Below are 19748 nucleotides of genomic sequence, written 5' to 3'. Positions count from 1 at the left end.
GCTGCGCGGCGCATAGTATAGCGCACCCGCCACCCGCGGCAGGCCAACCGAAACCCATGGGTCAAGTTTTGCTAGGCTTTGTCGCATGCTTCGCTATTGCCTGCTTCTGTTCGTGGCCGTTCTGTCCGGCTGCGCCACCGCCCCGCCGCGCGCGACCGATAACGTCTGCGATATCTTCTACGAAAAAGACGGCTGGTTCGATGACGCCAACGACGCCTTCAAGCGCTGGGGCGCGCCGATCCAGGTGCAGATGGCGATCATCTATCAGGAATCACGCTTCGTCGGCGATGCGCGGCCGCCCCGCAAACGCCTGCTCTGGATCATTCCCTGGACGCATATCACCTCGGCCTATGGCTACACCCAGGCGCTAGACAGCACCTGGGACTGGTACAAGCGCGATAGCAGCAACAGCTGGGCCGATCGCGACGATTTTTCCGATGCCACCGATTTCGTCGGCTGGTATGTCGCCAAGAGCGCGGCCACCCTGGGTATTTCCAAATGGGATACCTACAGCCAGTATCTGGCCTACCACGAAGGTCAGGCCGGCTATCGCCGTGGCACCTACAAGGCCAAGCCCTGGCTGCTGCGAACCGCCGGCCGTGTGGACGCGCGTGCCGGTCGCTATTCGCAGCAGTTGCAGCGTTGCCGCGCCGACCTCGAGAATCCCGGCCACTGGTGGTGGCCGTTCTAGGTTCAACCCATCCTCGATGACCCGGGAGCTTTCCCAATGCAACGACTTCACGAAGCCGCAGATATCGTGCTGGGCATCGAGCAGGCGATGCGCGATGCCGATTTCTGGCATGACCACGTGCCCACACCGGCGGCGATGGCCAGCCGCACGCCTTTCTGTGCCGATACGCTGGCGTTCAGCGAGTGGCTGCAATTCGTGTTTCTGCCGCGAATACGCGCTCTGATCGAGGATAATGGCGCACTGCCGACGGCCAGTGCGATCGCGCCACTGGCCGAGGAAGCGCTCGAGGAGCGCCTGGGCAAATCGGAACTGGTCGCCCATCTTCAGCGCTTTGACGCGCTGATCGGCGGCAATCCTCGGGTCTAGCTGCCGAAAACCACCGGCACGTAGTGATCGACCAGCAGCGCGGTGAAGATCGCCATCAGATACAGAATCGAGTAGCCGAAGGTGCGCATGGCCAGCCCCGGTTTCGGCCAGTACTTGAGCCGCACCGCATAGACCAGAAACCAGCCCGACAGGCCGATGGCGCTGACCAGATACAGCGGGCCGCTCATGCCGCTGGCGAACGGCAGCAACGAGACCAGAAACAGCAGCACCGTGTAGAGCAGCACCTGCGTGCGCGTGTATTCCAGCCCGTGGGTGACCGGCAGCATGGGAATGTCGACTTCCGCGTATTCGCGGTGGCGCTCGATTGCCAGCGCCCAGAAATGCGGCGGTGTCCAGATGAAGATGATCAGAAACAGGATCAGCGCGTCGGCGTCGACCGTGCCCGTGACCGCGGCCCAGCCGAGCACCGGCGGTGCCGCACCGGCTGCGCCGCCGATGACGATATTCTGCGGCGTCGCGCGTTTGAGATAGACCGTATATACACCGGCATAGCCGATCAGCGTGACCAGCGTCAGCCAGGCGGTGAGCGCGTTGACCATAAACAGCAGCACCAGCATGCCGGCCACGCCGATGGCCAGCGCGAAACGCACCGACTGCCCCATGTCGAGATGGCCGGTGACCAGTGGCCGTCCGCGCGTGCGCGCCATGCGCCCGTCGGCCTTGCGATCGAGCATCTGGTTGACCGCGGCCGCCGAGGCGGCCATCAGGCCGATGCCGAGCGTGCCGAACAGCAGTGCATCAATCGGCACCATGCCCGGCGTCGCCAGGAACATGCCGACCATCGCCGTGAATACGATCAGCAACACCACGCGCGGCTTGCACAGCTCGTAGTAATCGTTGAGTCGCTGCGAGATCGCCGATCGCGCGACCGCGACGCCAGATCCTGTCCCGCTAGACATGGTCCTGCGCTCTCCACACTGCATGATTGATCGCCATAAGCGTCAATAGTAACAGGGCCGCCCCGCCGTTGTGGGCCACCGCCACCGGCAGCGGCAGATGAAACACGACCACCGAAATACCCAGGCTCACCTGCAGCGCCAACGCCGCCAGCAGGGTGACGGCCATGCCGCGCCAGCGCGTATCCGCCCGCGCCTGTGCCCACAGCAGCGCCGCCAGCGTGACCATCACCAGCGTGATCACCACCGCGCCCAGGCGATGAACCCAGTGGATGGTGGCGCGCGGCACGCTGTCGAGAATGCCGTACTCGTAGTTGATCCCAAGGCCGTGCCAGAGCGTGAAGGCCTTGCCGAAGTCGGTCGCCGGCCACCAATAGGTCTGGCAGGTAGGGAAATCCGGGCAGGCCAGCGCCGCATAGTTGGTCGAGGTCCAGGCGCCGAGAAATATCTGGCAGATCAGCAACAGCAGCGCGCCACCGGCGGCGAAACGCAAGCCGGCGCGGGCACGGACGCGCCAGCCGCTGAACAGATTGCCCTGTCTGTACAGACACCAGCCGAGCAAGGCGAAGGTGGCCATGCCGCCGAGCAGATGACCGGTGACGATCAACGGCTTGAGCAGAAGCGTGACCGTCCACATGCCCAGCAACGCCTGAAACATCACCAGCACCACCAGTACCCATGGCAGCACGCGTTGCTGATGCGGATTGTCGCTGCGCTTGAGGGCTGCCAGCGCCATGGCGAGGATCAGCAGGCCCAGCGTGCCCGCCGCGTATCGGTGGATCATCTCCTTCCAGGCCTTGTGCGCCTCGACCGGGCGCTGGGCAAAGCGTTCGTTGGCCGCGGCCACGTCCGCCTGCGCCGTGGGCACGTCGAGATGGCCATAGCAGCCCGGCCAGTCGGGGCACCCCAGGCCGGCGTCGGACAGACGCACGAACGCGCCCAGGGTGATCACCACGAAGGCCAGACAGAGGGTGAGCAGATTCAGTTGGAAACGGGTCATCGCGGCCGGCCTCTAGCCGATATGAGACAGTTTGAGCAGGTGCTTGATGTCCTTGAACAAGGCACTGCCGTCGCCGCCGGGCGGGTAGTAGAGCATCCAGTTGCCCAGCGGATCGACGAGATAGACCATGCCCGGCTTGTCGGCCTGCTGGGCATCGAACAGGGCGCTCATCTGCGCGGTGTCGCCCTGATAGACGGACAGATCCGGCTGCGCATCGAGGTCAGGCAGCGGCTGGGCCCCGTCGACGATGAGAACACGCTGCACGCGCGCGGCACGGCGATGCAGCAGGGCACGGATCTGGCGGGTCTCGTCCAGGCTCTTGCGACAGGCATCGCCACAACCCTCGCCGGCGACCTGGAGAATCGTCCATTTCTGTTCGAGTATCTGCCCGCTGGGCACGCTGTTGCCGTCGCCATCGCTGAGGGCGATATCGGGTAACGGCTGTGCCGGGCTGACCAGTTGGCCGTCGTTGGTGCGTACGGCGCCGCCGTAGGACAGGCCGTAGTACATCAGATACGCCAGCGCGAGCGGCCCGAGGAAGATCATGAATACGCCCAGCATCTTCAGACGGGCAAGAGATTGTGTTTTCATCGGATTCGCTTGAGGTTGACGACCAGAAAAATGACGGCGACCGCGGCAGCCATGGCAAACCACTGCGCGGCATAGCCGAAATGACGAATCGGCGGCATGCGCGTGAGCCCGAGTTGCCAGTTGCGGGGGAAACCGCGGGTATCACGCTCGTCGAGCAACAGCAGCCCGTCGGCGACCGGGCCGGTGTACTGACAGCGCACCGATGCGATCTCCGGATAATTGAGAACGCGCGGCCAGCCGGTGGCATCACAGGCCTGATCCGCGCCCAGACGCAGACCGGGTTCCGGTAGACCGCGCCACAGGCCGGTCATCTCGACATGCCCCTTGGGCGCCCGCGGTGTCGGCGGCTGATTGCGCCCGCCGGCACTCAGTGACACCCAGCCTCGATCTACCAGTACGCGGCGCCCGTCTGCCTGGATGATCGGCGTCCACACCCGGTAACCGACGCGCTGATCGAAGACCTGATTATCGAGCAGGATCTGGTGCCCTGCATCCACCCGGCCGGCTACCGTATATCTGTGACCATAGGCCGGCGTCTGCGCTGGCGCGTCGGTGGCCGCACTCGAGAACGACAGGGGTGCGGCTTTGCCGGCCGCCTTTTGCTGCGCTAGCATGATTTGCTTGCTCTCGCCGCGATCGATCTGCCAGATCCCCAGACTGCAAAGGGCGCCGGCAACCAGCACCAGCACGACCACACCCCACCAAGGTGGCGCAAACCGATAGCGCCCTACTCGCATATGATCAAACTATTCATCGTCGCCTTCCTGATCGCCATACTCGTGGCCCTGGGATCAGGGCTGGTGTTTCTCGTACGCGACACCGGCGATACGCAACGCGTGGTCAAGGCACTGACCTGGCGTATCGTGCTCTCGTTCGTGCTGATCGGACTGCTGTTTCTGGGCTATCTCACCGGCATCGTGCATCCGCACAACCTGGGCCGTTGAACAGCCCGGCGCCTCGCGACGTTTCGACCCGACAAGACGGATGAAGTTCGCCGCACGTACTCGTGCGGCGAACCAGGACAACGATATCGTCAGAGGATATAGACGAAGACGAATAGCCCGAGCCAGACCACATCCACGAAATGCCAGTACCAGGCGACCGCCTCGAAGCCGAAATGATCGTGGGAGCTGAAGTGCCCCTTCAGGCAGCGCAGCAGGATGATGGTCAGCATCAACGTGCCCAGGGTCACGTGCATGCCGTGAAAACCCGTGAGCAGGAAGAAGGTCGAGCCGTAGATGCCCGAGCCCAGGGTCAGACCCAGATGCTCGTAGGCCTCGATATATTCGACGGCCTGGAAATAGAGGAAGGTCCCACCCAGCGCCGCCGTCAGGAACAGCCCCAGGCAGAGCTTGAAACGATTATCTTCCTTGAGGCCCCAGTGCGCCCAGGTGACCGTTACCGATGACGTCAGCAGCAGCACCGTATTGATCAACGGCAGATGCCAGGCGTTGACGGTCTCGAAGTCGCCGCCGACATGGCCCGGACCGTTGGTCGGCCAGACGCCTTCGAAGCTCGGCCACAGGTACATGTTGGTGAAGAACTTCTCGCCTTCGCCGTTGAGCCAAGGCAAGGCAATCATGCGGGTATAGAACAACGCGCCGAAGAAGGCCGCGAAGAACATCACCTCCGAGAAGATGAACCAGCTCATCGCCCAGCGAAAGGTCATGTCTTCCTGATGGCCGTAGACGCCACCCAGGTTTTCATGGACCACGTCGCGGAACCAGATGAACACCATCACCAGCAGCGCCGCCAGACCGATGGCAGCCAGGTACGGGGCAATGACGTTGTGCCCGTTGAGCCAGAAAGCAGTGCTGCCCAGCGTCAGGACGAGCGCCAGGGTCAGCATGAACGGCCACGACGACTGGTCCGGTACGTAGTATTTATGTGCGCTGGTGTGCGTGGCCATAAGCAGTAATCCCTTGCTCTTGATCCTAACCGTGCCCGACCACAAACGGGCCGGCTATTTCTGGCAGTTCGCCATCGGGCGAATCGGCGGGCCGGGCTGTCGGCGTCGACAACCCGGCCCGTCTAGACTAGCGCGCCGCCATCTCGAAGAAAAAAGCGACATAGATGCCGACCGCGATCCCGCCCAGGGCGAGCGCAAGCAGCGCGTTCTTCTTGCCGGGTGACATGATCTGCACCGCCCCGGCTTACGCCATTTCCCGCGGGTCGATCTTGGGCGGCAGTTCGAAGGTGTGATACGGCGCCGGCGAATCGACCGTCCATTCCAGGCCGCGCGCGCCTTCCCATACCCGGCCGGTGGCTTTCTGGCCGGAACGGCGCATGCACTGGATCATGTTGTAGATGAACACGAACTGCCCGATGAAGAACATGAACGCACCCACAGACGACACCATGTTGAAGTCGGTGAACTGGGTGGCGTAATCCGGAATACGGCGCGGCATGCCGGCCAGGCCCAGGAAATGCTGCGGGAAGAACAGCACGTTGATCCAGACCGCGCTCCACCAGAAATGGAACTGGCCGAGCTTCTCGCTATACATCACGCCGGTCCACTTGGGAATCCAGTAGTAGATGGCAGCGATGATCGAGAACACCGCGCCGGGCACCAGCACATAGTGGAAATGCGCGACCACGAAGTAGGAGTCGTGATACTGGAAATCCACCGGGGTCAGCGCCAGCATCAGGCCCGAGAAGCCGCCGATGGTGAACAGTACGACAAAGGCGATCGCGAACAGCATGGGCGTTTCGAAGGTCATCGACCCGCGCCACATCGTGGCGACCCAGTTGAACACCTTCACGCCCGTGGGTACGGCGATGAGCATGGTCGCGAACATGAAGAACAGTTCGGCCGAGACCGGCATGCCGACCGTGAACATGTGATGCGCCCACACGATGAAGCTCAGGAACGCGATCGAGGCCACGGCGTAGACCATCGAGTCATGCCCGAACAGCGGCTTGCGCGCGAAGGTCGGAATGATGGTCGAGACAATGCCGAAGGCCGGCAGAATCATGATGTAGACCTCGGGATGCCCGAAGAACCAGAAGATATGCTGGAACAGCACCGGGTCGCCGCCACCGGCGGCATCGAAGAAGGTCGTACCGAAGAAATGATCGGTCAGCAGCATGGTCACCGCGCCGGCGAGCACCGGCATGACCGCGATCAGCAGATAGGCGGTAATCAGCCAGGTCCATACGAACAGCGGCATCTTGAGCAGCGGCATGTCCGGCGCGCGCATGTTCAGGATGGTGACAACGATATTGATCGCGCCGGTGATCGACGAGATACCGGCCATATGAATGGCGAACACCATGAGCGGTAGCGCATTACCCGTCTGCATAACCAGCGGCGGGTACATGGTCCAGCCGCCGGCCGGCGCGCCGCCGGATACGAACAGCGTGCCCAGCAGCATGGAAAACGCGAACGGCAGAATCCAGAAGCCCCAGTTGTTCACGCGCGGCAACGCCAGATCCGATGCGCCGATCATCATCGGCACCATCCAGTTCGCCAGACCGACGAAGGCCGGCATGATGCCGCCGAAGATCATCACCAGCGCATGCAGGGTGATCATCTCGTTGTAGAAGCCCGGATCCACGAACTGGATGCCCGGCGCGAACAGTTCGGCGCGAATCACCAGCGACATCAGGCCGCCGATGAACAGCATCGTGAACGAGAAGATCAGGTACAGGGTACCCAGATCCTTGTGGTTCGTGGTGCCGATCCAGCGTTTCATCCACGGCCATACACCGTCGGCCAGCGTAACCGGCCCATGGTGATGGTCATCGTGATGATCGTGGGAATGAGTCGGATTGACAGTGCTCATCAAAAACTCCTAAGCCGCCGTTGACGGGGCTTGTGTTATCGCTGCTCGGCAACCTGGGAAGGCTGCACCACGTCGCCGGTTTCGTTACCGAACGCATTCCGCTCGTAGGTCACGACGGCGGCAATCTGCTTGTCGTCCAGCTCGCTCTTGTACGGCGGCATCACGTTCTTGCCGTTGAGAACCTGCTTGATATGCGCCGGAATCGGCCCGGTCGCCACGGCACTGCCACTCAAGGCCGGGAAGCCGGCGGCCGGCATACCCTTGCCGTCGGGCTGATGGCACGCCGCGCAGAGGCTGCCGTAAACCTCCTTGCCCTGCGTCATCAATTCGTCCTTGGACATTTCGCCGGCGCCGCCCGCGGCGGACGCACCCTGCGCGGCACCCTGATCGCTCTGATCCGAGTCAGCCTGGTTCTGATCGTCCTGACTTTGGTCGCCCTGATTCTGGTTCTGACTATCCGAATCCGAAGCACCGCTGTCCTGACCAGCCGCGTCCGGCTGCTGGTCGCCGGCAGCGTCCTGCTTGCCGGAATCCTGCTTGGCGGCTTCGGGCTCGCCGCCGCCGGCCTTGGTGCCCTGGCCGACGAGATCGTCCTTGGCGGCCTGGTCATTCACGCTGGCCTTGTCCTCGGTGCGCGATTCGGTAGCGTTGCCCTCGGTCGGTGTTTCCTGTGCCGATGTCTGCGACTGCGCCTGCTGATCGGCGTCCGCGCCGCTGGGCTGGCCCTTGGCCAGCGTGGAATCGGCGTCGCTCTTGCCGCCCTGCTGCGCGACCCACTTCTTGTAGTCGGCGTCGGAGACGACCTTGACCACGATCGGCATGAAAGCATGCCCACGACCGCACAGCTCGGCGCACTGGCCGCGATAGATGCCGGTCTTGTTGGCCTTGAACCACATGTCGTTGATGTAGCCGGGGATGGCGTCCTTCTTGCCGCCCAGATCCTGTACCCACCAGGAATGGATCACGTCGCCCGAAGTCAGCAGCAAACGGACCTTCTTGTTAACCGGAACAACCATCGGGTTGTCGACGTCGCGCAGATAATTGTCGACCGTGGAAGGGTCAATGCCCGAGTTGAGCTGGCGGGCCTGGTCGCTCTTGCGATCCAGCCGGCTGAAGAAATTGACGTCGGTATCGACGTAGTCGTATTGCCACAGCCACTGATAGCCGGTCACCCGGATCGTCATGTCCGGATTGCTGCTGTCTTCGACCTTGAGCAGCGTGCCCGCGGTAGGGATCGCCACCGCGATGAGAATGACAAACGGGATAATGGTCCAGGCGATCTCGACCACCGTGGACTCGTGAAAATGCGCCGCTTCGAAACCGCGCGACTTGCGATGCACGATGACCGAATAAAGCATCGCGCCGAACACGCCGATGCCGATGACCACGCAGATCCAGAAAATCAGCATGTGCAGACCAAAGATTTCCTTGGTCAGATCGGTCACGCCCTCGTTCATGTTGAGGGTCCAGGCGGCATGCGCGGGCGACATCGCCAACGCGCCCAGCGCCACCAGGCCCGATCGAGACAGAATACTGATTTTATTCATAGTCACTCTCTGTAAAACACCATTCGCAGCCGGCGTGCGTGGCTTCACGTCAGCCGCGGCGCAGTCACCCACGCCTTGAGCCGTTCGGCGACTTCGGCGCGCTCCTCATCCGTCAGGCAGCGTCCGAGCTCACACCCATGCCCGTGGCGCGTCACCAGCAGCCTGGACGGGCTGTTGAGGCGCTGCCCCGGACTCAAACGCACCTGCGTGAGCAGCCGCGGAAACTCCCAGCGTCGCTGCGGCTCATTGAGACCCGCTTCGACCTCGATCCGATCATCGTAAACCGATACCACTTCACGATATCCGTTATCACGAAGGCTCACATAAAGCCCAGCTCCGAGCGCAGCCATTTCCAGCCCGGCGAAGGGCCAGATCAACCAAAGTCCGAATACGGTCATGAACCCCGCGATACCAAACGACACAGCGCACATCCCCACGAAAAACCACTGTGCCTGGGCGACCGAAAGCGACCCGTTGGGCGCAATCACCAATCGTCGCACGTGTTCATTGGTTTCCAGTCGGCTCGACATCCCGCCGTGTCCTCCGGCCGAGAGTTTATGCGAAGCACTGTTGTGCTGGCAAACAGTTATCGCATCGATAGCCTGTTCGCATAAGCCCTATCTACGCACAATCCACGGCTCGGGATTCAGGCCCAGTTCAGCCGGCGGATCGATTGGAACCCGCGCCCGCAAAGGCGCCGCGATCCGCTGTTCCAGGCACTCGATATTGGCTTCGATGCGCGGCTGCAGCGGCGGCAGCGTATTGGCGATCCACCCTGCCAGCGTCGTGCCGGCAGCGATCGCCCGCGCGCTGAGGATGGCGTGGTTCACACAGCCGAGCCGCATGCCCACGACCAACAGTACCGGCCAGCGGGCCGCGCTTACCCAGTCGGCGAAATCCAGCGTCGACGACAGCGGCACATGCCAGCCACCCGCGCCCTCGACGATCACCCAGTCGCTGTTAGCGGCAAGCTGCGCATGGCCCGCATCGAGCACCGCGGGATCGACCACGACACCGGCGTCCGCGGCCGCGATATGCGGGGCGATCGGCGGCGCGAACGCATAGGGGTTGATCGCGTCATAGCCCCAGCCGGGCGTGCTCGCGGCCTGCAGGGCGAGCGCATCGTCGTTGCGCAGGCCGTCGCCGCTGCGCTCACAGCCGCTGGCGATCGGCTTGTAACCCACCGCGCGATGACCGGCTGCGCGCAGCCCCTGCAGCAAAGCGACTGAAATGCGGGTCTTGCCAACACCGGTGTCGGTACCGGTTACGAAAAGCGTGGTCGCCGTCATTGCCGGTCAAGCGCCCGCGTCGAGCGCATCGACAAACGCACGGATGCGATCGGCGACCCGTTTTTCATGCGAGATGAACGGCGCGTGCGCGGCGCGCTCGACGCGCCAGTGCTCACCGTCGGGCGCCTGTTCGCTGGCCCAGGCCATACCGTCGGGATGCGCCATGCGATCGCGCGCGCCGCCGACCCACAGACTCGGCACGCGCAGGTCGGGCAGCGCGGGGCGAAAATCCGCCTCGAAGAGAATATCCAGGCCGCGTTCGAGTCCGTCGCGCTTGGGCGGCCGGTCGATCAGATCGTTACGCAGGCTGCGCACGGCACGCGCCGCGCCCGGCTCGCCCAGGACCTGCTGCATGAGAAACTCGCTCAGCGTGGTGGCGAAATCCTCGGCGAGTCCGCGCCGCGTGGCCTCGATGGCGTTGGACTTCAATCCCCACGGCCAGTCCGGCGCGCGCACCATGCGCGGGAGTGCCGCGATCAGCGCTGTCGCGCGCAGCCGCTGCGGGTGGCGCGCGGCCATGCCGAGCGAGACCAGCCCGCCCAGCGACCATCCGACATAGACCGCCGGCCCGTCGACGGCCCTATCGACCGTCTCGGCGACCGCGTCCACCCAGTTGTTGAGCCCGGCGTAACCGTCCGGGCTCTGGCCATGGCCGGGCAGATCCACGAGATGACAGCGCAACGTCGGCGCGAGGCGATCGGCCAGGGGCTGCCAGATACGCGACGACAGCCCCCAGCCGTGCAGGAACACGACATCCGGGCCGCTGCCCCGGCTCGTCACGGTCAACGTCATGCGCTCACGCAGCGAATGTCGTCCACGGCCCGCGCCAGGGCGTCGAGCAGGCCGTCGACCTGATCGCGACTGTGGCCGGCGGTCAGCGTCACCCGCAATCGGGACGTACCCGGCGCCACCGTGGGCGGCCGGATCGCCCCGACCAGATAGCCGCGCTCGAGCAATGCATCACTGAGCGCCAGCGCGCGTGCCTCGTCGCCCACTATCAGCGGCTGAATCGGGCTGTCGGAGTCGCCCAGCGGCAGACCGAGCTGCGCCGCCCCCGCGCGAAAACGCGCGATCAATGCCATCAGCCGCACGCGTCGGTCGTCGCCCGCACGTGCCATGGCCACGCCTTCACGGGCCGCGGCGGCGACCGCGGGCGGCGGCGCGGTAGAGAAGATCAGCGAACGCGCGGTCTGCAGGATGGCCTCGATGACGTCGTGATCGCCAGCCACGAACGCCCCCGCCGCGCCCACCGACTTGCCCAGCGTGGCCAGCAGAATCGGCACGCGAGCGCTGTCCAGCCCGGCCTCGGCCACGCGGCCGGCGCCCTCGGGGCCGAACACGCCGAGGCCGTGGGCATCGTCGACCGCCAGCCAGGCGTCGTGGTGCGCCGCCAGATCGGCAAGTGCGGCCAGCGGCGCAGTATCGCCGTCCATGGAGAACACGCTGTCGGTGAGCAGCAATCTGTGCCCGCCCGCGCAATCGGCCAGCCGCTGGCCGGCGGCCGTTGCATCGCCGTGCGCATAGACATGTTTGGCCGCCCCCGAAAGCCGAGCGCCGTCGATGAGGGATGCGTGGTTGAGCGCATCGGCAACGATATGATCGTCCTTGCCCGTCAAGGCACTGACCACGCCGACGTTGGCGGCATAGCCGGTAGCGAACAGCAACGCGCGCTCGCGCCCTACCCAGTCGGCCAGCTCGGCCTCCAGAGCTGCGTGTTCGGCGTTGTGGCCGGTGACCAGCTGCGACGCCGCACTGCCGGTGCCGACACGGGCTGCGGCACGCGCCATGCGTTCGGCCAACGCTGGGTGCGCGGCCAGCCCCAGATAATCGTTGCTGCAGAAATTGATGCAGCGCTGATCGTCGGCCACGACTTCCGGCCCGTGCGCGCCGCCGATCACCCGCCGCCGCCGAAAACGCTCGGCGGCCCGGATGTCCGCGACCCGCGCGCGGCAATGCTCGACCAGCGACATCGGCTCGTTCAGCCGGCGCTGGCGGTGCGCGCTTCACCCTGCGGCGCGTGTTCGGCACTGGGCGCGGCAGCGGCCTGGATATTGCTGTACTTGGGCGAGGCTTCCGGGGCCATGCCGAGCTTGTCGAGCAGGGCCAGATCCTTCAAATGAGCCGGATTGGCCGTGGTCAGCAACTGGTCGCCGTAAAAGATCGAGTTGGCACCGGCCAGAAAACACAGTGTCTGCACCGCTTCCGACATATCCTCCCGGCCCGCGGACAGACGCACATAGGAGGCCGGCATCATGATCTTGGCGACCGCGATCGTGCGCACGAAATCGAGTTCGTCGATCGGGTCGACGCCGTGCAGTGGCGTGCCTTCGACCTGCACCAGATTGTTGATCGGCACGCTCTGCGGATGCTCGGGCAGATTGGCCAGCTGGCGCAGCAGCTCGGCGCGGTCCATGGGCGATTCGCCCATGCCGACAATGCCGCCACAGCAGACTTTCAGCCCTGCGTCGCGCACGTGACCCAGCGTATCCAGCCGGTCGTCATAGGTACGCGTGGTGATGATGTCTTCGTAATACTCGGGCGAAGTGTCCAGATTGTGATTGTAGTAATCCAGTCCGGCAGCCTTGAGCTTCTGTGCCTGCTGGGCCTTGAGCATGCCCAGGGTCACACAGGTCTCCAGGCCTTCGTCCTTGACCGCCTGAACCATGTCGATGACCTTCTCCAGATCCCGATCCTTGGGGCTGCGCCAGGCCGCGCCCATGCAGAAACGCGTCGCACCCGCGGCACGCGCGCGCTGGGCCGCATCGCGCACCTGTTCCAGCGGCAGCAGCGCCTCGCGCTCGAGACCGGTATCGAAACGCACGCTCTGCGGGCAGTAGGCACAATCTTCCGGACAGGCGCCGGTCTTGATCGACATCAGCGTCGACAATTGCACCGCATTGGCATCGAAATGCGCGCGGTGCGCGCTCTGGGCCCGATAGATCAGATCGGTGAACGGCAGCGCGAACAGCGCGGCCACTTCGTCGTGGCGCCAGTCGTGGCGCAGCGCGGCGGTGCCCGGAGAATCGGTCATGGCAGAATCGGAGCGTGGATTTCACGACCAGCTTTTGTCAGACGCACGCGGCTGTCAACCTGAAAATATGCCATTCATTTACCGATGGTTAACTTCTGTACAAACACAACTGCTGGGCCCGCGCTGCGTGCTGTGCCGGGCGCCGGCGTCGCTGGCCCGTGAACTGTGTGGCGATTGCGAGCAGGAGTTGCCGTGGCTCACCCATGCCTGCGTCCACTGCGCCCTGCCGCTGACAGGCACGGTCGGTATCACCCGTTGTCATCGCTGTGCCCGGCAACCACGTTTCGATCGGGCGCTCGCCGCGTTTGCCTACGACCAGCCGATACGCTGGCTGATCACGCGCCTGAAGTTCGACGGCCGGCTGGCGCATGCACGCCTGCTCGGTGACCTGCTCGCCGAGCGTGTTGTTCATGCCGGCCTCGACGCGCCGGAGATGCTCGTGCCGGTACCGCTTCACCCGAGCGGCTATCGACGCCGCGGCTTCAATCAGTCGGAGCGGCTGGCGCGTCGCATCGCGCGCGTACAACGGCGGCCGGTGGCAAGCGGACTCGTCGAGCGCGTTCGCGATACCGTGGCCCAGAGCACGCTCAGCGCCGACCGGCGGGCGGCTAACGTGCGCCGTGCGTTCGTCTGCCACGGATCGCTTGCCGGAAGGCATGTCGCCATCGTCGACGATGTGGTCACCACCGGCCAGACCGCACTGGCGGTGGCGCGCTGCCTGCGCACGGCCGGGGCCGCACGCGTCGACCTGTATTGCGTGGGGCGCGCCTGAATCGGCGATGGCCGGCGCCCGCTTGCAGGCGCGGCCGCGACTGGGCTTTACTCGACGCAACCCTTTAATTTCTCGACTCAAGAGAACGCTGATGCTGCATTATCTGCTCGGCCGCCCCCCCCGGGTCGGTGTGCGCCCCGGCGCGCTGATCGATCCCGAACCGGACGCACGTGTCGGCGCGCTCACCATCTATCGCATGGATTTCGGCGGTGACGCCGATACCCGCGAGCGTACCGAGACCGATCTCGACGCCGCGCTCACGGTCCCGTCCCAGGAGGATCATCGCCTGACCTGGCTGCACTTCGAGGGCGACGTCCCGGCCGCCGACCTGGCGCGTCTGGGCGAGGCCTATCATCTGCATCCGCTGGCCCTGGAAGACGTGCTCAACCACGGCCAGCGCCCCAAACTCGATGCCTATCGCTACAGCGTGTTCGCTTCGATGGCGCTGCCGTTCACCCGCGAGCACGAGTGCCTGTTTCAGCAGGTCAGCCTGTTCGTGGGCGAGGATTTCGTGCTCAGCTTTCATGCCGGCACGCACGACGTGTTCGCGCCGGTGCGCAATCGTATTCACGAAGCACAGGGACGCATCGCCCACGCCGAATCGGACTATCTCGCCTACTGCCTGGCCGATGTGGTGGTCGACACCAGCTTCGAGGTGCTGGCCGGCTACAACGACCGCCTCGAGGAATTGGAAGACGAGATTTTCGACAACACGAACCGCGACATGATCGAGGTGATCCATGCCATGCGCCGACGGCTGATCGGCATGAAGAAGGTATTGCGCAGCCAGAGCGAGATGCTGCTGCACTGGATCGGCCTCGACCACGACCTGATCCATGCGGACAACCGGCCCTATTTCCGGGATGCGGAAGACCACGCCAGGCGTGTGCTCGACCTGGCCGAAGGCTATTACGAAACCGCTGGCTCGTTGCTGGACACCTATCTGTCGCTGGCGTCGACCCGGCTCAACGAGATCATGCGCATGCTCACGCTGATCGCGACCGTCTTCATGCCGCTGTCGTTCATTGCCGGCGTCTATGGCATGAACTTCGACACCCGCAGCCCCTGGAACATGCCGGAGCTGGGTTGGCGCTTCGGTTATCCAGCCGTGATCGGCGTCATGGCGGTGCTGGTCCTGGGCATGTTCTTGTATTTCCGACGGCGACGCTGGCTATGACCGACGCAGCTCACGCCACCGCGAGCACCACCAGTTCGTCGCCGTCGGCCAGCTCCAGCAGCGCCTGCTTGTCGTGGGGGTTCAGCCGCAGACGGGGCGCGGCGCCGGTGGCATCGGCCAGGGTGCCCAGCAACACCTCTCCATAGGCTGCGCGTTCGAGTCGCATGGCCTCGAAACTTCTGGACGCGCCGGCCAGGCCGAGCGCGGTCACGTCTCGAAACTCGACCTCCGCCCCGCCGGCACCGAACAGTTCTTCCATGACCCAGTGCAGTTCGCGCCTGAGCGCCACCTGGGTGAGCATGCTCGCCTGCAGATCCGGCGAGACCAGACGCTCCACGTTGGCGACATCGAACAGTTTCGCGTTGTCCGTCGACATCGTCTCGACGACCAAGCGCGGCGGGTTGGCCACGTCCTCGAGCAGACGGGACAGCACCAGATACCCCAGCAGCATGCGCGCATCGGCGGCGTCCGCCGAGCCCAGCCAGTCGCTGGCCACCAGAATGATGCTGTCGTAGCTGGCCACATCGAGCAGCCCGACCTCGTAGTGCGAGGTCAGATCGCCCTCCAGCTGGTTCACGCGGGCATGATCGAGCTGTACGCCCTTGCGCAGCAGCGTCGTCTCGCGCTCGCCGATGCTTAGCAGCGAAAATACGTCGACCTCCACCGATTCACGCTCGTAGGCATCGAACTCGGCCAGTAGCGACGGCAGCTTCTGATTCCATCCCAGTACGAGCACGCGCCGGTTTCTTAGCGGCGAGTCGCTGTGAAACGGCGGCCGTGCGCGGCCCTGTTCGTCAGCCTGGGCATCTCGGGTGGGCTTGCAGTCGTCGAAATCGGCGGCGATGAACGCCAGCGGATCATTCTCGGTCACGGTATCGGCGTTGTCGGCATACAGCGGCTGCAATTCGCCGTTGCGCGCGATACCCAGCAGGATCGCGTCCTCGAAGCAAGCCGCGACATCGATCATGCGCTGGCCGGCGAGTTCCGGACACTTGCGCACGAAGATCTGGTTGCCGTGCCCGCCGAGCAGCTCGTTGTAGATCCAGGACAGTCCGGGATGACGTGCGTTCTGCACCAGCAGCCGGCTGATGATCAGCGGCGTGCCGATGAACTCGGCCGGCCCGGGATACGCCCGACGCGCAGTTTCCAGACGATCGGCGTCGAATATTTCCGCGACCACCAGCGGCAGATCCTGCGGCTCGACCTCGTCGTCGGAATGGGCGGCGCTCATCAGCGCCTTGATGGTCAACTCGTCGGGCGAGCCGTCGGCGTCGAATTCACGGGTCGGCAGCAGAATCACCGCGGCATGCAGATAATCCACCCGCCGCAGATGCTCGACGCGTAGCGGGGTGCCCGAGCGCAGCGTGATCCGCCGCGAATCGAAGCGCCGGCCGAGCTTGTCCTTGATCTCCTGCATCAATGCCGGCGACACGCGCTCGGCGAGGATGACGATACGCAGCCGCCGGCCGCCATGACGACTGAGAAAACGCGCCACCCGCCCTTCCGACTCGACCAGATCCTCGACCATGCTCGCCGTGCGGTTGTTCCAGCCCAGGATCAACACGTGATTGTTCTGTGCGATCGGCGTGTAGCCCGCCTCCAGCGTCTCGATGGTGTCGTTGAGCCACTGGGTCATGGTCGCGATCAGCGCGCCCACGAACAGCACCACGCCAAGCACGGTGAGGATGGTCGACACGGTGCGCAGCAGCGCGCCCTCGTCGTCGCCCAGATAGCCGGAGTCGGTCAGGCGCAGAAACGCCCACCAGACCGCCGAGCCGGCGTCGGGATAGGCCTCGGAAGGCGTCGGCGTTGCCGTATACACGAGCAGCCCGGCGCCGCCGGCGATAAGCACCATCGCCAGCGCGATCACCATGAGTCGGGACAGGGCGCCGCGCAGGATGAACTGCTCAAGCTGGAACTGCCCCAGATTTCGGATACGCGTGACCAGATTCATGCCCTCTCCCTTAAATGCTGCCCGCGCGGCCTGACCGGGCACGGCCGGTCGCGCCCCGGACGCCGAATTCATACACGGGCATAGGCGCCGCCGGCACTGGCCCAGCGCTCGATGAGTATTTCTGCCTCGCGCGGATGATAGGCCAGCACATCGTCGGCTACCGTCAACGCGCGCTCGACCCAGTCGCCATCACGCATCAGATCGGCAATGCGGAACGTGGCCGCACCGGTCTGGCGAGTGCCCAGCACTTCGCCCGGTCCGCGCAACTCCAGGTCGGCACGGGCGATGGCGAAGCCGTCGCCGGTCTCGCGCAACACCGACAGCCGCCGGCGCGCGGTATCCGACAAGGGCGGTTGATAAAGTAGCACGCAGTGGCTTTCGACCCGACCACGCCCGACCCGGCCGCGCAGCTGATGCAACTGCGCCAGCCCCAGCCGTTCCGCGTTTTCGATGATCATCAGCGAGGCGTTAGGCACGTCCACGCCCACCTCGATCACGGTGGTCGCGACCAGCACATCGATCTCGCCGCTCTTGAACGCCGCCATCGCGCCCTGCTTGTCCGCGGCGCGCATGCGCCCGTGCGCAAGCGTCACCCGTACACCGGGCAGCGCCACCGACAACGCCTCCGCGGCGGCTTCGGCGGCCTGGGCCTCGAGCTTGTCGCTGGTTTCGATGAGGGTGCACACCCAGTAGACTTGACGGCCCGCGGCCACCGCCCGACCGATGCGCTCGACCACCTCGTCGCGGCGCGTATTGGGCACCGCCACCGTCACCACCGGCGTGCGCCCCGGCGGCAGTTCATCGATCACCGACGTATCCAGGTCGGCATAGGCGCTCATCGCCAGCGTGCGGGGAATGGGGGTGGCGGTCATGATCAGCTGGTGGGCGGTGAAGCCGCGGCGCGCGACCTTGTTGCGCAGCGCCAGCCGCTGGTTGACGCCAAAACGGTGTTGTTCGTCGATCACGCACAGGCCCAGGCGGCCGAATGTCAGCGCATCCTGAAACAGCGCATGGGTGCCGATAGCCACGCCCGGCGTACCGGCCTCGATCGCGGCCAGCTGGGCGTCGTCACGCTTGCGCTTGCCGGTGATCAGCCAGACCGTCAGGCCCAGCGGTTCCAGCCAGCCGGCGAGACTCGTGTAATGCTGCTCGGCGAGCAGTTCGGTTGGCGCCATAAAGGCGGCCTGCCAGCCGTTCTCCACCGTGGTGAGCACCGCCGCGGCCGCAACCACGGTCTTGCCCGAGCCGACATCGCCCTGGATCAGGCGCAGCATCGGCGCGCTCGCGGCCATGTCGGCCAGAATCTCGCCGATCACGCGGCGCTGGGCGTTCGTAGGCGCGAAGCCGAGCTGCTCGAACAACGGCGCCAGACCACGCCCGGCATCGCCCAGCGCCGGCGCGCGCTCGGTCTTGATCTGGCGCCGGCGCGAACGCAGGCCCAGTTGATGGCCCAGCAGTTCCTCGAAGGCGAGCCGGGTCACAGCCGGATGATTGCCCTCGATGAGCGCGCCCAGATCGTCATTCGGCGTCGGCCGGTGAATGGTGTGCAACGCCTGCTGCGCGCTGATCGGGCCGGTCTTTCCCGCGATCTCGCGCTCCAGATCTGCCGGCAGCGCCGGCGGCCAGAACTCGGGCCGTTGCAGCTGTGCGAGCGCCTGATCGACCATGTCCCGCAGCCGTGGCTGGGTCACGCCGCTGGTGGTCGGATAGACCGCGCGCAGTTCCGGCGTGATCGCCTGCCCCGCCGCCGCGTCGGCGACCACCTGATATTCGGGATGCACCATTTCCACGCCGTAGACGCCGGGGCGGGGTTCGCCGAATATGCGCAGCCAGGTACCCGCGCTCATCTGCGCCTGCTGCGACGGTGCGAAATGGAAAAACCGCAGCCACAGCCGCGCCGCGCCATCACTGGCGGTCACCAGCAGGCTGCGGCGGCGGCCGTGGCGCACTTCCGAGGCCTCCACGCGCACCACCGCCAGCGCCGGGCCGGATTGCCACGGCAACTCGGCAACCGGCGTGATGCGGCTACGGTCCTCGTAACGCAGCGGCCGGTGCAGCAGCACGTCGCCGATGCGCTCGATGCCTAGCCCCGCCAGCTTGTCGACCAGCTTCGGGCCGACGCCGCTCAGACGGCTGCAGGGATCACCGGCACGCAGTGCTCGCGGTGCGGCAGGTGCCGCGCCGGCGCGCCTACCCGAGGACGAGGATGGCATCGGCCTCGACGCGTGCACCCTTGGGCAGCGCGGCTACACCGACGGCGGCACGAGCCGGATACGGCGCGTCGAGCCGCGCCTGCATCACCGTGTTGACCGCGGCAAAGTCGGCCATATCGGTGAGATAGATCGTGAACTTGACCACATGAGCCAGCGTGGTACCGGCGGCCTTGGCCACCGCCGCGAGATTGTCGAACACACGCTCGATCTGGGCTTCGATATCGCCATCGACGAGATCGCCGGTGGCCGGGTCGAGCGGGATCTGACCCGAGATATAGAGGGTATTGCCGGCCTTGACGGCCTGCGAATAGGCACCGATTGCGCCCGGTGCCTCCTTGGTCTCGATGATCTGATGGCTGATCGGTTTAATCATTGCGTGTCGGCCTTGGGAATCAGCCCGTTATTGTCACACAGC

20 protein-coding genes are annotated in these 19748 nt (G+C 65.0%); 5 read left to right on the top strand and 15 right to left on the bottom strand.

Translation table 11 applies throughout. The annotated features are described in order from the left end of the window. Positions 1-85 precede the first annotated feature (85 nt). Positions 86-691: a transglycosylase SLT domain-containing protein gene (locus tag ACFOSU_RS02075; protein ID WP_380685961.1), complete on the top strand. Its 606-nt coding sequence runs from the start codon at positions 86-88 to the stop codon at positions 689-691. Positions 692-727: 36 nt separating this feature from the next. After that, positions 728-1057, top strand: coding sequence for a YqcC family protein (locus tag ACFOSU_RS02070; RefSeq protein WP_380685959.1), 330 nt, complete (start codon positions 728-730; stop codon positions 1055-1057). Here ACFOSU_RS02070 and cyoE read toward each other — a convergent pair. Genes cyoE through ACFOSU_RS02050 form a run of 4 tightly spaced genes read right to left on the bottom strand, consistent with a single transcriptional unit; the run spans position 1054 to position 4302 of the window. Beyond that, positions 1054-1977, bottom strand: coding sequence for a heme o synthase (gene cyoE, locus ACFOSU_RS02065; protein ID WP_380685957.1), 924 nt, complete (start codon positions 1975-1977; stop codon positions 1054-1056). The two genes, ACFOSU_RS02070 and cyoE, sit on opposite strands and share 4 nt — an antisense overlap. Beyond that, positions 1970-2974 carry a COX15/CtaA family protein gene (locus tag ACFOSU_RS02060; protein WP_380685955.1) on the bottom strand — a complete coding sequence of 335 codons (1005 nt, stop codon included), beginning with the start codon at positions 2972-2974 and terminating at the stop codon, positions 1970-1972. Before ACFOSU_RS02060 ends, cyoE begins: the two co-directional genes overlap by 8 nt. A 12-nt stretch (positions 2975-2986) precedes the next feature. Then, a complete protein-coding gene (locus ACFOSU_RS02055; protein WP_380685953.1) occupies positions 2987-3565 on the bottom strand; it encodes an SCO family protein in 579 nt (192 codons plus the stop codon). Continuing rightward, a complete protein-coding gene (locus tag ACFOSU_RS02050) occupies positions 3562-4302 on the bottom strand; it encodes an SURF1 family protein (protein ID WP_380685950.1) in 741 nt (246 codons plus the stop codon). The genes ACFOSU_RS02055 and ACFOSU_RS02050 overlap by 4 nt, the downstream gene beginning before the upstream one ends. On the opposite strand from ACFOSU_RS02050, the gene ACFOSU_RS02045 reads away from it, so the two are divergent. Then, complete coding sequence (locus tag ACFOSU_RS02045; protein WP_380685948.1) at positions 4303-4509, top strand: twin transmembrane helix small protein; 207 nt, start codon at positions 4303-4305, stop codon at positions 4507-4509. Between the two features lie 89 nt (positions 4510-4598). On the opposite strand, the gene ACFOSU_RS02040 is transcribed toward ACFOSU_RS02045, so the two are convergent. From ACFOSU_RS02040 to bioB, 8 genes are all read right to left on the bottom strand, one after another. Continuing rightward, positions 4599-5474, bottom strand: coding sequence for a cytochrome c oxidase subunit 3 (locus ACFOSU_RS02040; protein WP_380685946.1), 876 nt, complete (start codon positions 5472-5474; stop codon positions 4599-4601). Between the two features lie 244 nt (positions 5475-5718). Beyond that, positions 5719-7350: a cytochrome c oxidase subunit I gene (gene ctaD, locus ACFOSU_RS02035; protein WP_380685944.1), complete on the bottom strand. Its 1632-nt coding sequence runs from the start codon at positions 7348-7350 to the stop codon at positions 5719-5721. Positions 7351-7385: 35 nt separating this feature from the next. Further along, entirely contained in the window at positions 7386-8897 is a 1512-nt protein-coding gene (coxB, locus tag ACFOSU_RS02030) for a cytochrome c oxidase subunit II (RefSeq protein ID WP_380685942.1), read from the bottom strand. Positions 8898-8941: 44 nt separating this feature from the next. Further along, positions 8942-9427 carry a DUF2244 domain-containing protein gene (locus ACFOSU_RS02025; RefSeq protein WP_380685940.1) on the bottom strand — a complete coding sequence of 162 codons (486 nt, stop codon included), beginning with the start codon at positions 9425-9427 and terminating at the stop codon, positions 8942-8944. Positions 9428-9514: 87 nt separating this feature from the next. Beyond that, entirely contained in the window at positions 9515-10186 is a 672-nt protein-coding gene (bioD, locus tag ACFOSU_RS02020) for a dethiobiotin synthase (RefSeq protein ID WP_380685938.1), read from the bottom strand. Positions 10187-10192: 6 nt separating this feature from the next. Continuing rightward, a complete protein-coding gene (bioH, locus tag ACFOSU_RS02015; protein WP_380685936.1) occupies positions 10193-10978 on the bottom strand; it encodes a pimeloyl-ACP methyl ester esterase BioH in 786 nt (261 codons plus the stop codon). Next, a complete protein-coding gene (gene bioF / locus ACFOSU_RS02010) occupies positions 10975-12156 on the bottom strand; it encodes an 8-amino-7-oxononanoate synthase (RefSeq protein ID WP_380685934.1) in 1182 nt (393 codons plus the stop codon). The genes bioH and bioF overlap by 4 nt, the downstream gene beginning before the upstream one ends. An 8-nt stretch (positions 12157-12164) precedes the next feature. Further along, a complete protein-coding gene (gene bioB, locus ACFOSU_RS02005; protein ID WP_380685932.1) occupies positions 12165-13217 on the bottom strand; it encodes a biotin synthase BioB in 1053 nt (350 codons plus the stop codon). A 67-nt stretch (positions 13218-13284) separates the two neighbouring features. On the opposite strand from bioB, the gene ACFOSU_RS02000 reads away from it, so the two are divergent. Beyond that, a complete protein-coding gene (locus tag ACFOSU_RS02000; RefSeq protein WP_380685930.1) occupies positions 13285-13989 on the top strand; it encodes a ComF family protein in 705 nt (234 codons plus the stop codon). 91 nt (positions 13990-14080) lie between these two features. Beyond that, positions 14081-15166: a magnesium/cobalt transporter CorA gene (gene corA / locus ACFOSU_RS01995; RefSeq protein ID WP_380685928.1), complete on the top strand. Its 1086-nt coding sequence runs from the start codon at positions 14081-14083 to the stop codon at positions 15164-15166. Between the two features lie 10 nt (positions 15167-15176). Here the strand turns inward: corA and ACFOSU_RS01990 are convergent, their stop codons facing one another. From ACFOSU_RS01990 to ACFOSU_RS01980, 3 genes are all read right to left on the bottom strand, one after another. After that, the gene (locus tag ACFOSU_RS01990; protein WP_380685926.1) at positions 15177-17120 is read right to left on the bottom strand and encodes a CASTOR/POLLUX-related putative ion channel; all 1944 of its coding nucleotides are present in this window, start codon (positions 17118-17120) and stop codon (positions 15177-15179) included. Between the two features lie 68 nt (positions 17121-17188). Then, positions 17189-19333, bottom strand: coding sequence for an ATP-dependent DNA helicase RecG (gene recG / locus ACFOSU_RS01985; protein ID WP_380685924.1), 2145 nt, complete (start codon positions 19331-19333; stop codon positions 17189-17191). Next, positions 19311-19706 (bottom strand): RidA family protein, encoded by a 396-nt coding sequence (locus ACFOSU_RS01980; RefSeq protein ID WP_380685922.1) that lies wholly within the window; start codon positions 19704-19706, stop codon positions 19311-19313. Before ACFOSU_RS01980 ends, recG begins: the two co-directional genes overlap by 23 nt. Positions 19707-19748: the final 42 nt, after the last annotated feature.

Source organism: Salinisphaera aquimarina, assembly GCF_042643355.1.
Lineage (GTDB): Bacteria > Pseudomonadota > Gammaproteobacteria > Nevskiales > Salinisphaeraceae > Salinisphaera > Salinisphaera aquimarina.
The sequence above is the reverse complement of the archived record's forward strand: the minus strand, read 5'-3'. Positions and strand labels throughout refer to the sequence as shown.

Bases quoted from the DNA above. Each gene is read 5' to 3' on its own strand.
- corA (WP_380685928.1), top strand. From the start codon at position 14,081: ATGCTGCATTATCTGCTCGGCCGCCCCCCCCGGGTCGGTGTGCGCCCC.
- ACFOSU_RS01990 (WP_380685926.1), bottom strand. From the start codon at position 17,120: ATGAATCTGGTCACGCGTATCCGAAATCTGGGGCAGTTCCAGCTTGAG.
- coxB (WP_380685942.1), bottom strand. From the start codon at position 8,897: ATGAATAAAATCAGTATTCTGTCTCGATCGGGCCTGGTGGCGCTGGGC.
- ACFOSU_RS02045 (WP_380685948.1), top strand. From the start codon at position 4,303: ATGATCAAACTATTCATCGTCGCCTTCCTGATCGCCATACTCGTGGCC.
- ACFOSU_RS02000 (WP_380685930.1), top strand. From the start codon at position 13,285: ATGCCATTCATTTACCGATGGTTAACTTCTGTACAAACACAACTGCTG.
- bioB (WP_380685932.1), bottom strand. From the start codon at position 13,217: ATGACCGATTCTCCGGGCACCGCCGCGCTGCGCCACGACTGGCGCCAC.
- ACFOSU_RS02040 (WP_380685946.1), bottom strand. From the start codon at position 5,474: ATGGCCACGCACACCAGCGCACATAAATACTACGTACCGGACCAGTCG.
- ACFOSU_RS02025 (WP_380685940.1), bottom strand. From the start codon at position 9,427: ATGTCGAGCCGACTGGAAACCAATGAACACGTGCGACGATTGGTGATT.
- bioD (WP_380685938.1), bottom strand. From the start codon at position 10,186: ATGACGGCGACCACGCTTTTCGTAACCGGTACCGACACCGGTGTTGGC.
- bioF (WP_380685934.1), bottom strand. From the start codon at position 12,156: ATGTCGCTGGTCGAGCATTGCCGCGCGCGGGTCGCGGACATCCGGGCC.
- ACFOSU_RS01980 (WP_380685922.1), bottom strand. From the start codon at position 19,706: ATGATTAAACCGATCAGCCATCAGATCATCGAGACCAAGGAGGCACCG.
- ctaD (WP_380685944.1), bottom strand. From the start codon at position 7,350: ATGAGCACTGTCAATCCGACTCATTCCCACGATCATCACGATGACCAT.
- cyoE (WP_380685957.1), bottom strand. From the start codon at position 1,977: ATGTCTAGCGGGACAGGATCTGGCGTCGCGGTCGCGCGATCGGCGATC.
- ACFOSU_RS02050 (WP_380685950.1), bottom strand. From the start codon at position 4,302: ATGCGAGTAGGGCGCTATCGGTTTGCGCCACCTTGGTGGGGTGTGGTC.
- ACFOSU_RS02070 (WP_380685959.1), top strand. From the start codon at position 728: ATGCAACGACTTCACGAAGCCGCAGATATCGTGCTGGGCATCGAGCAG.
- ACFOSU_RS02060 (WP_380685955.1), bottom strand. From the start codon at position 2,974: ATGACCCGTTTCCAACTGAATCTGCTCACCCTCTGTCTGGCCTTCGTG.
- recG (WP_380685924.1), bottom strand. From the start codon at position 19,333: ATGCCATCCTCGTCCTCGGGTAGGCGCGCCGGCGCGGCACCTGCCGCA.
- bioH (WP_380685936.1), bottom strand. From the start codon at position 10,978: ATGACGTTGACCGTGACGAGCCGGGGCAGCGGCCCGGATGTCGTGTTC.
- ACFOSU_RS02055 (WP_380685953.1), bottom strand. From the start codon at position 3,565: ATGAAAACACAATCTCTTGCCCGTCTGAAGATGCTGGGCGTATTCATG.
- ACFOSU_RS02075 (WP_380685961.1), top strand. From the start codon at position 86: ATGCTTCGCTATTGCCTGCTTCTGTTCGTGGCCGTTCTGTCCGGCTGC.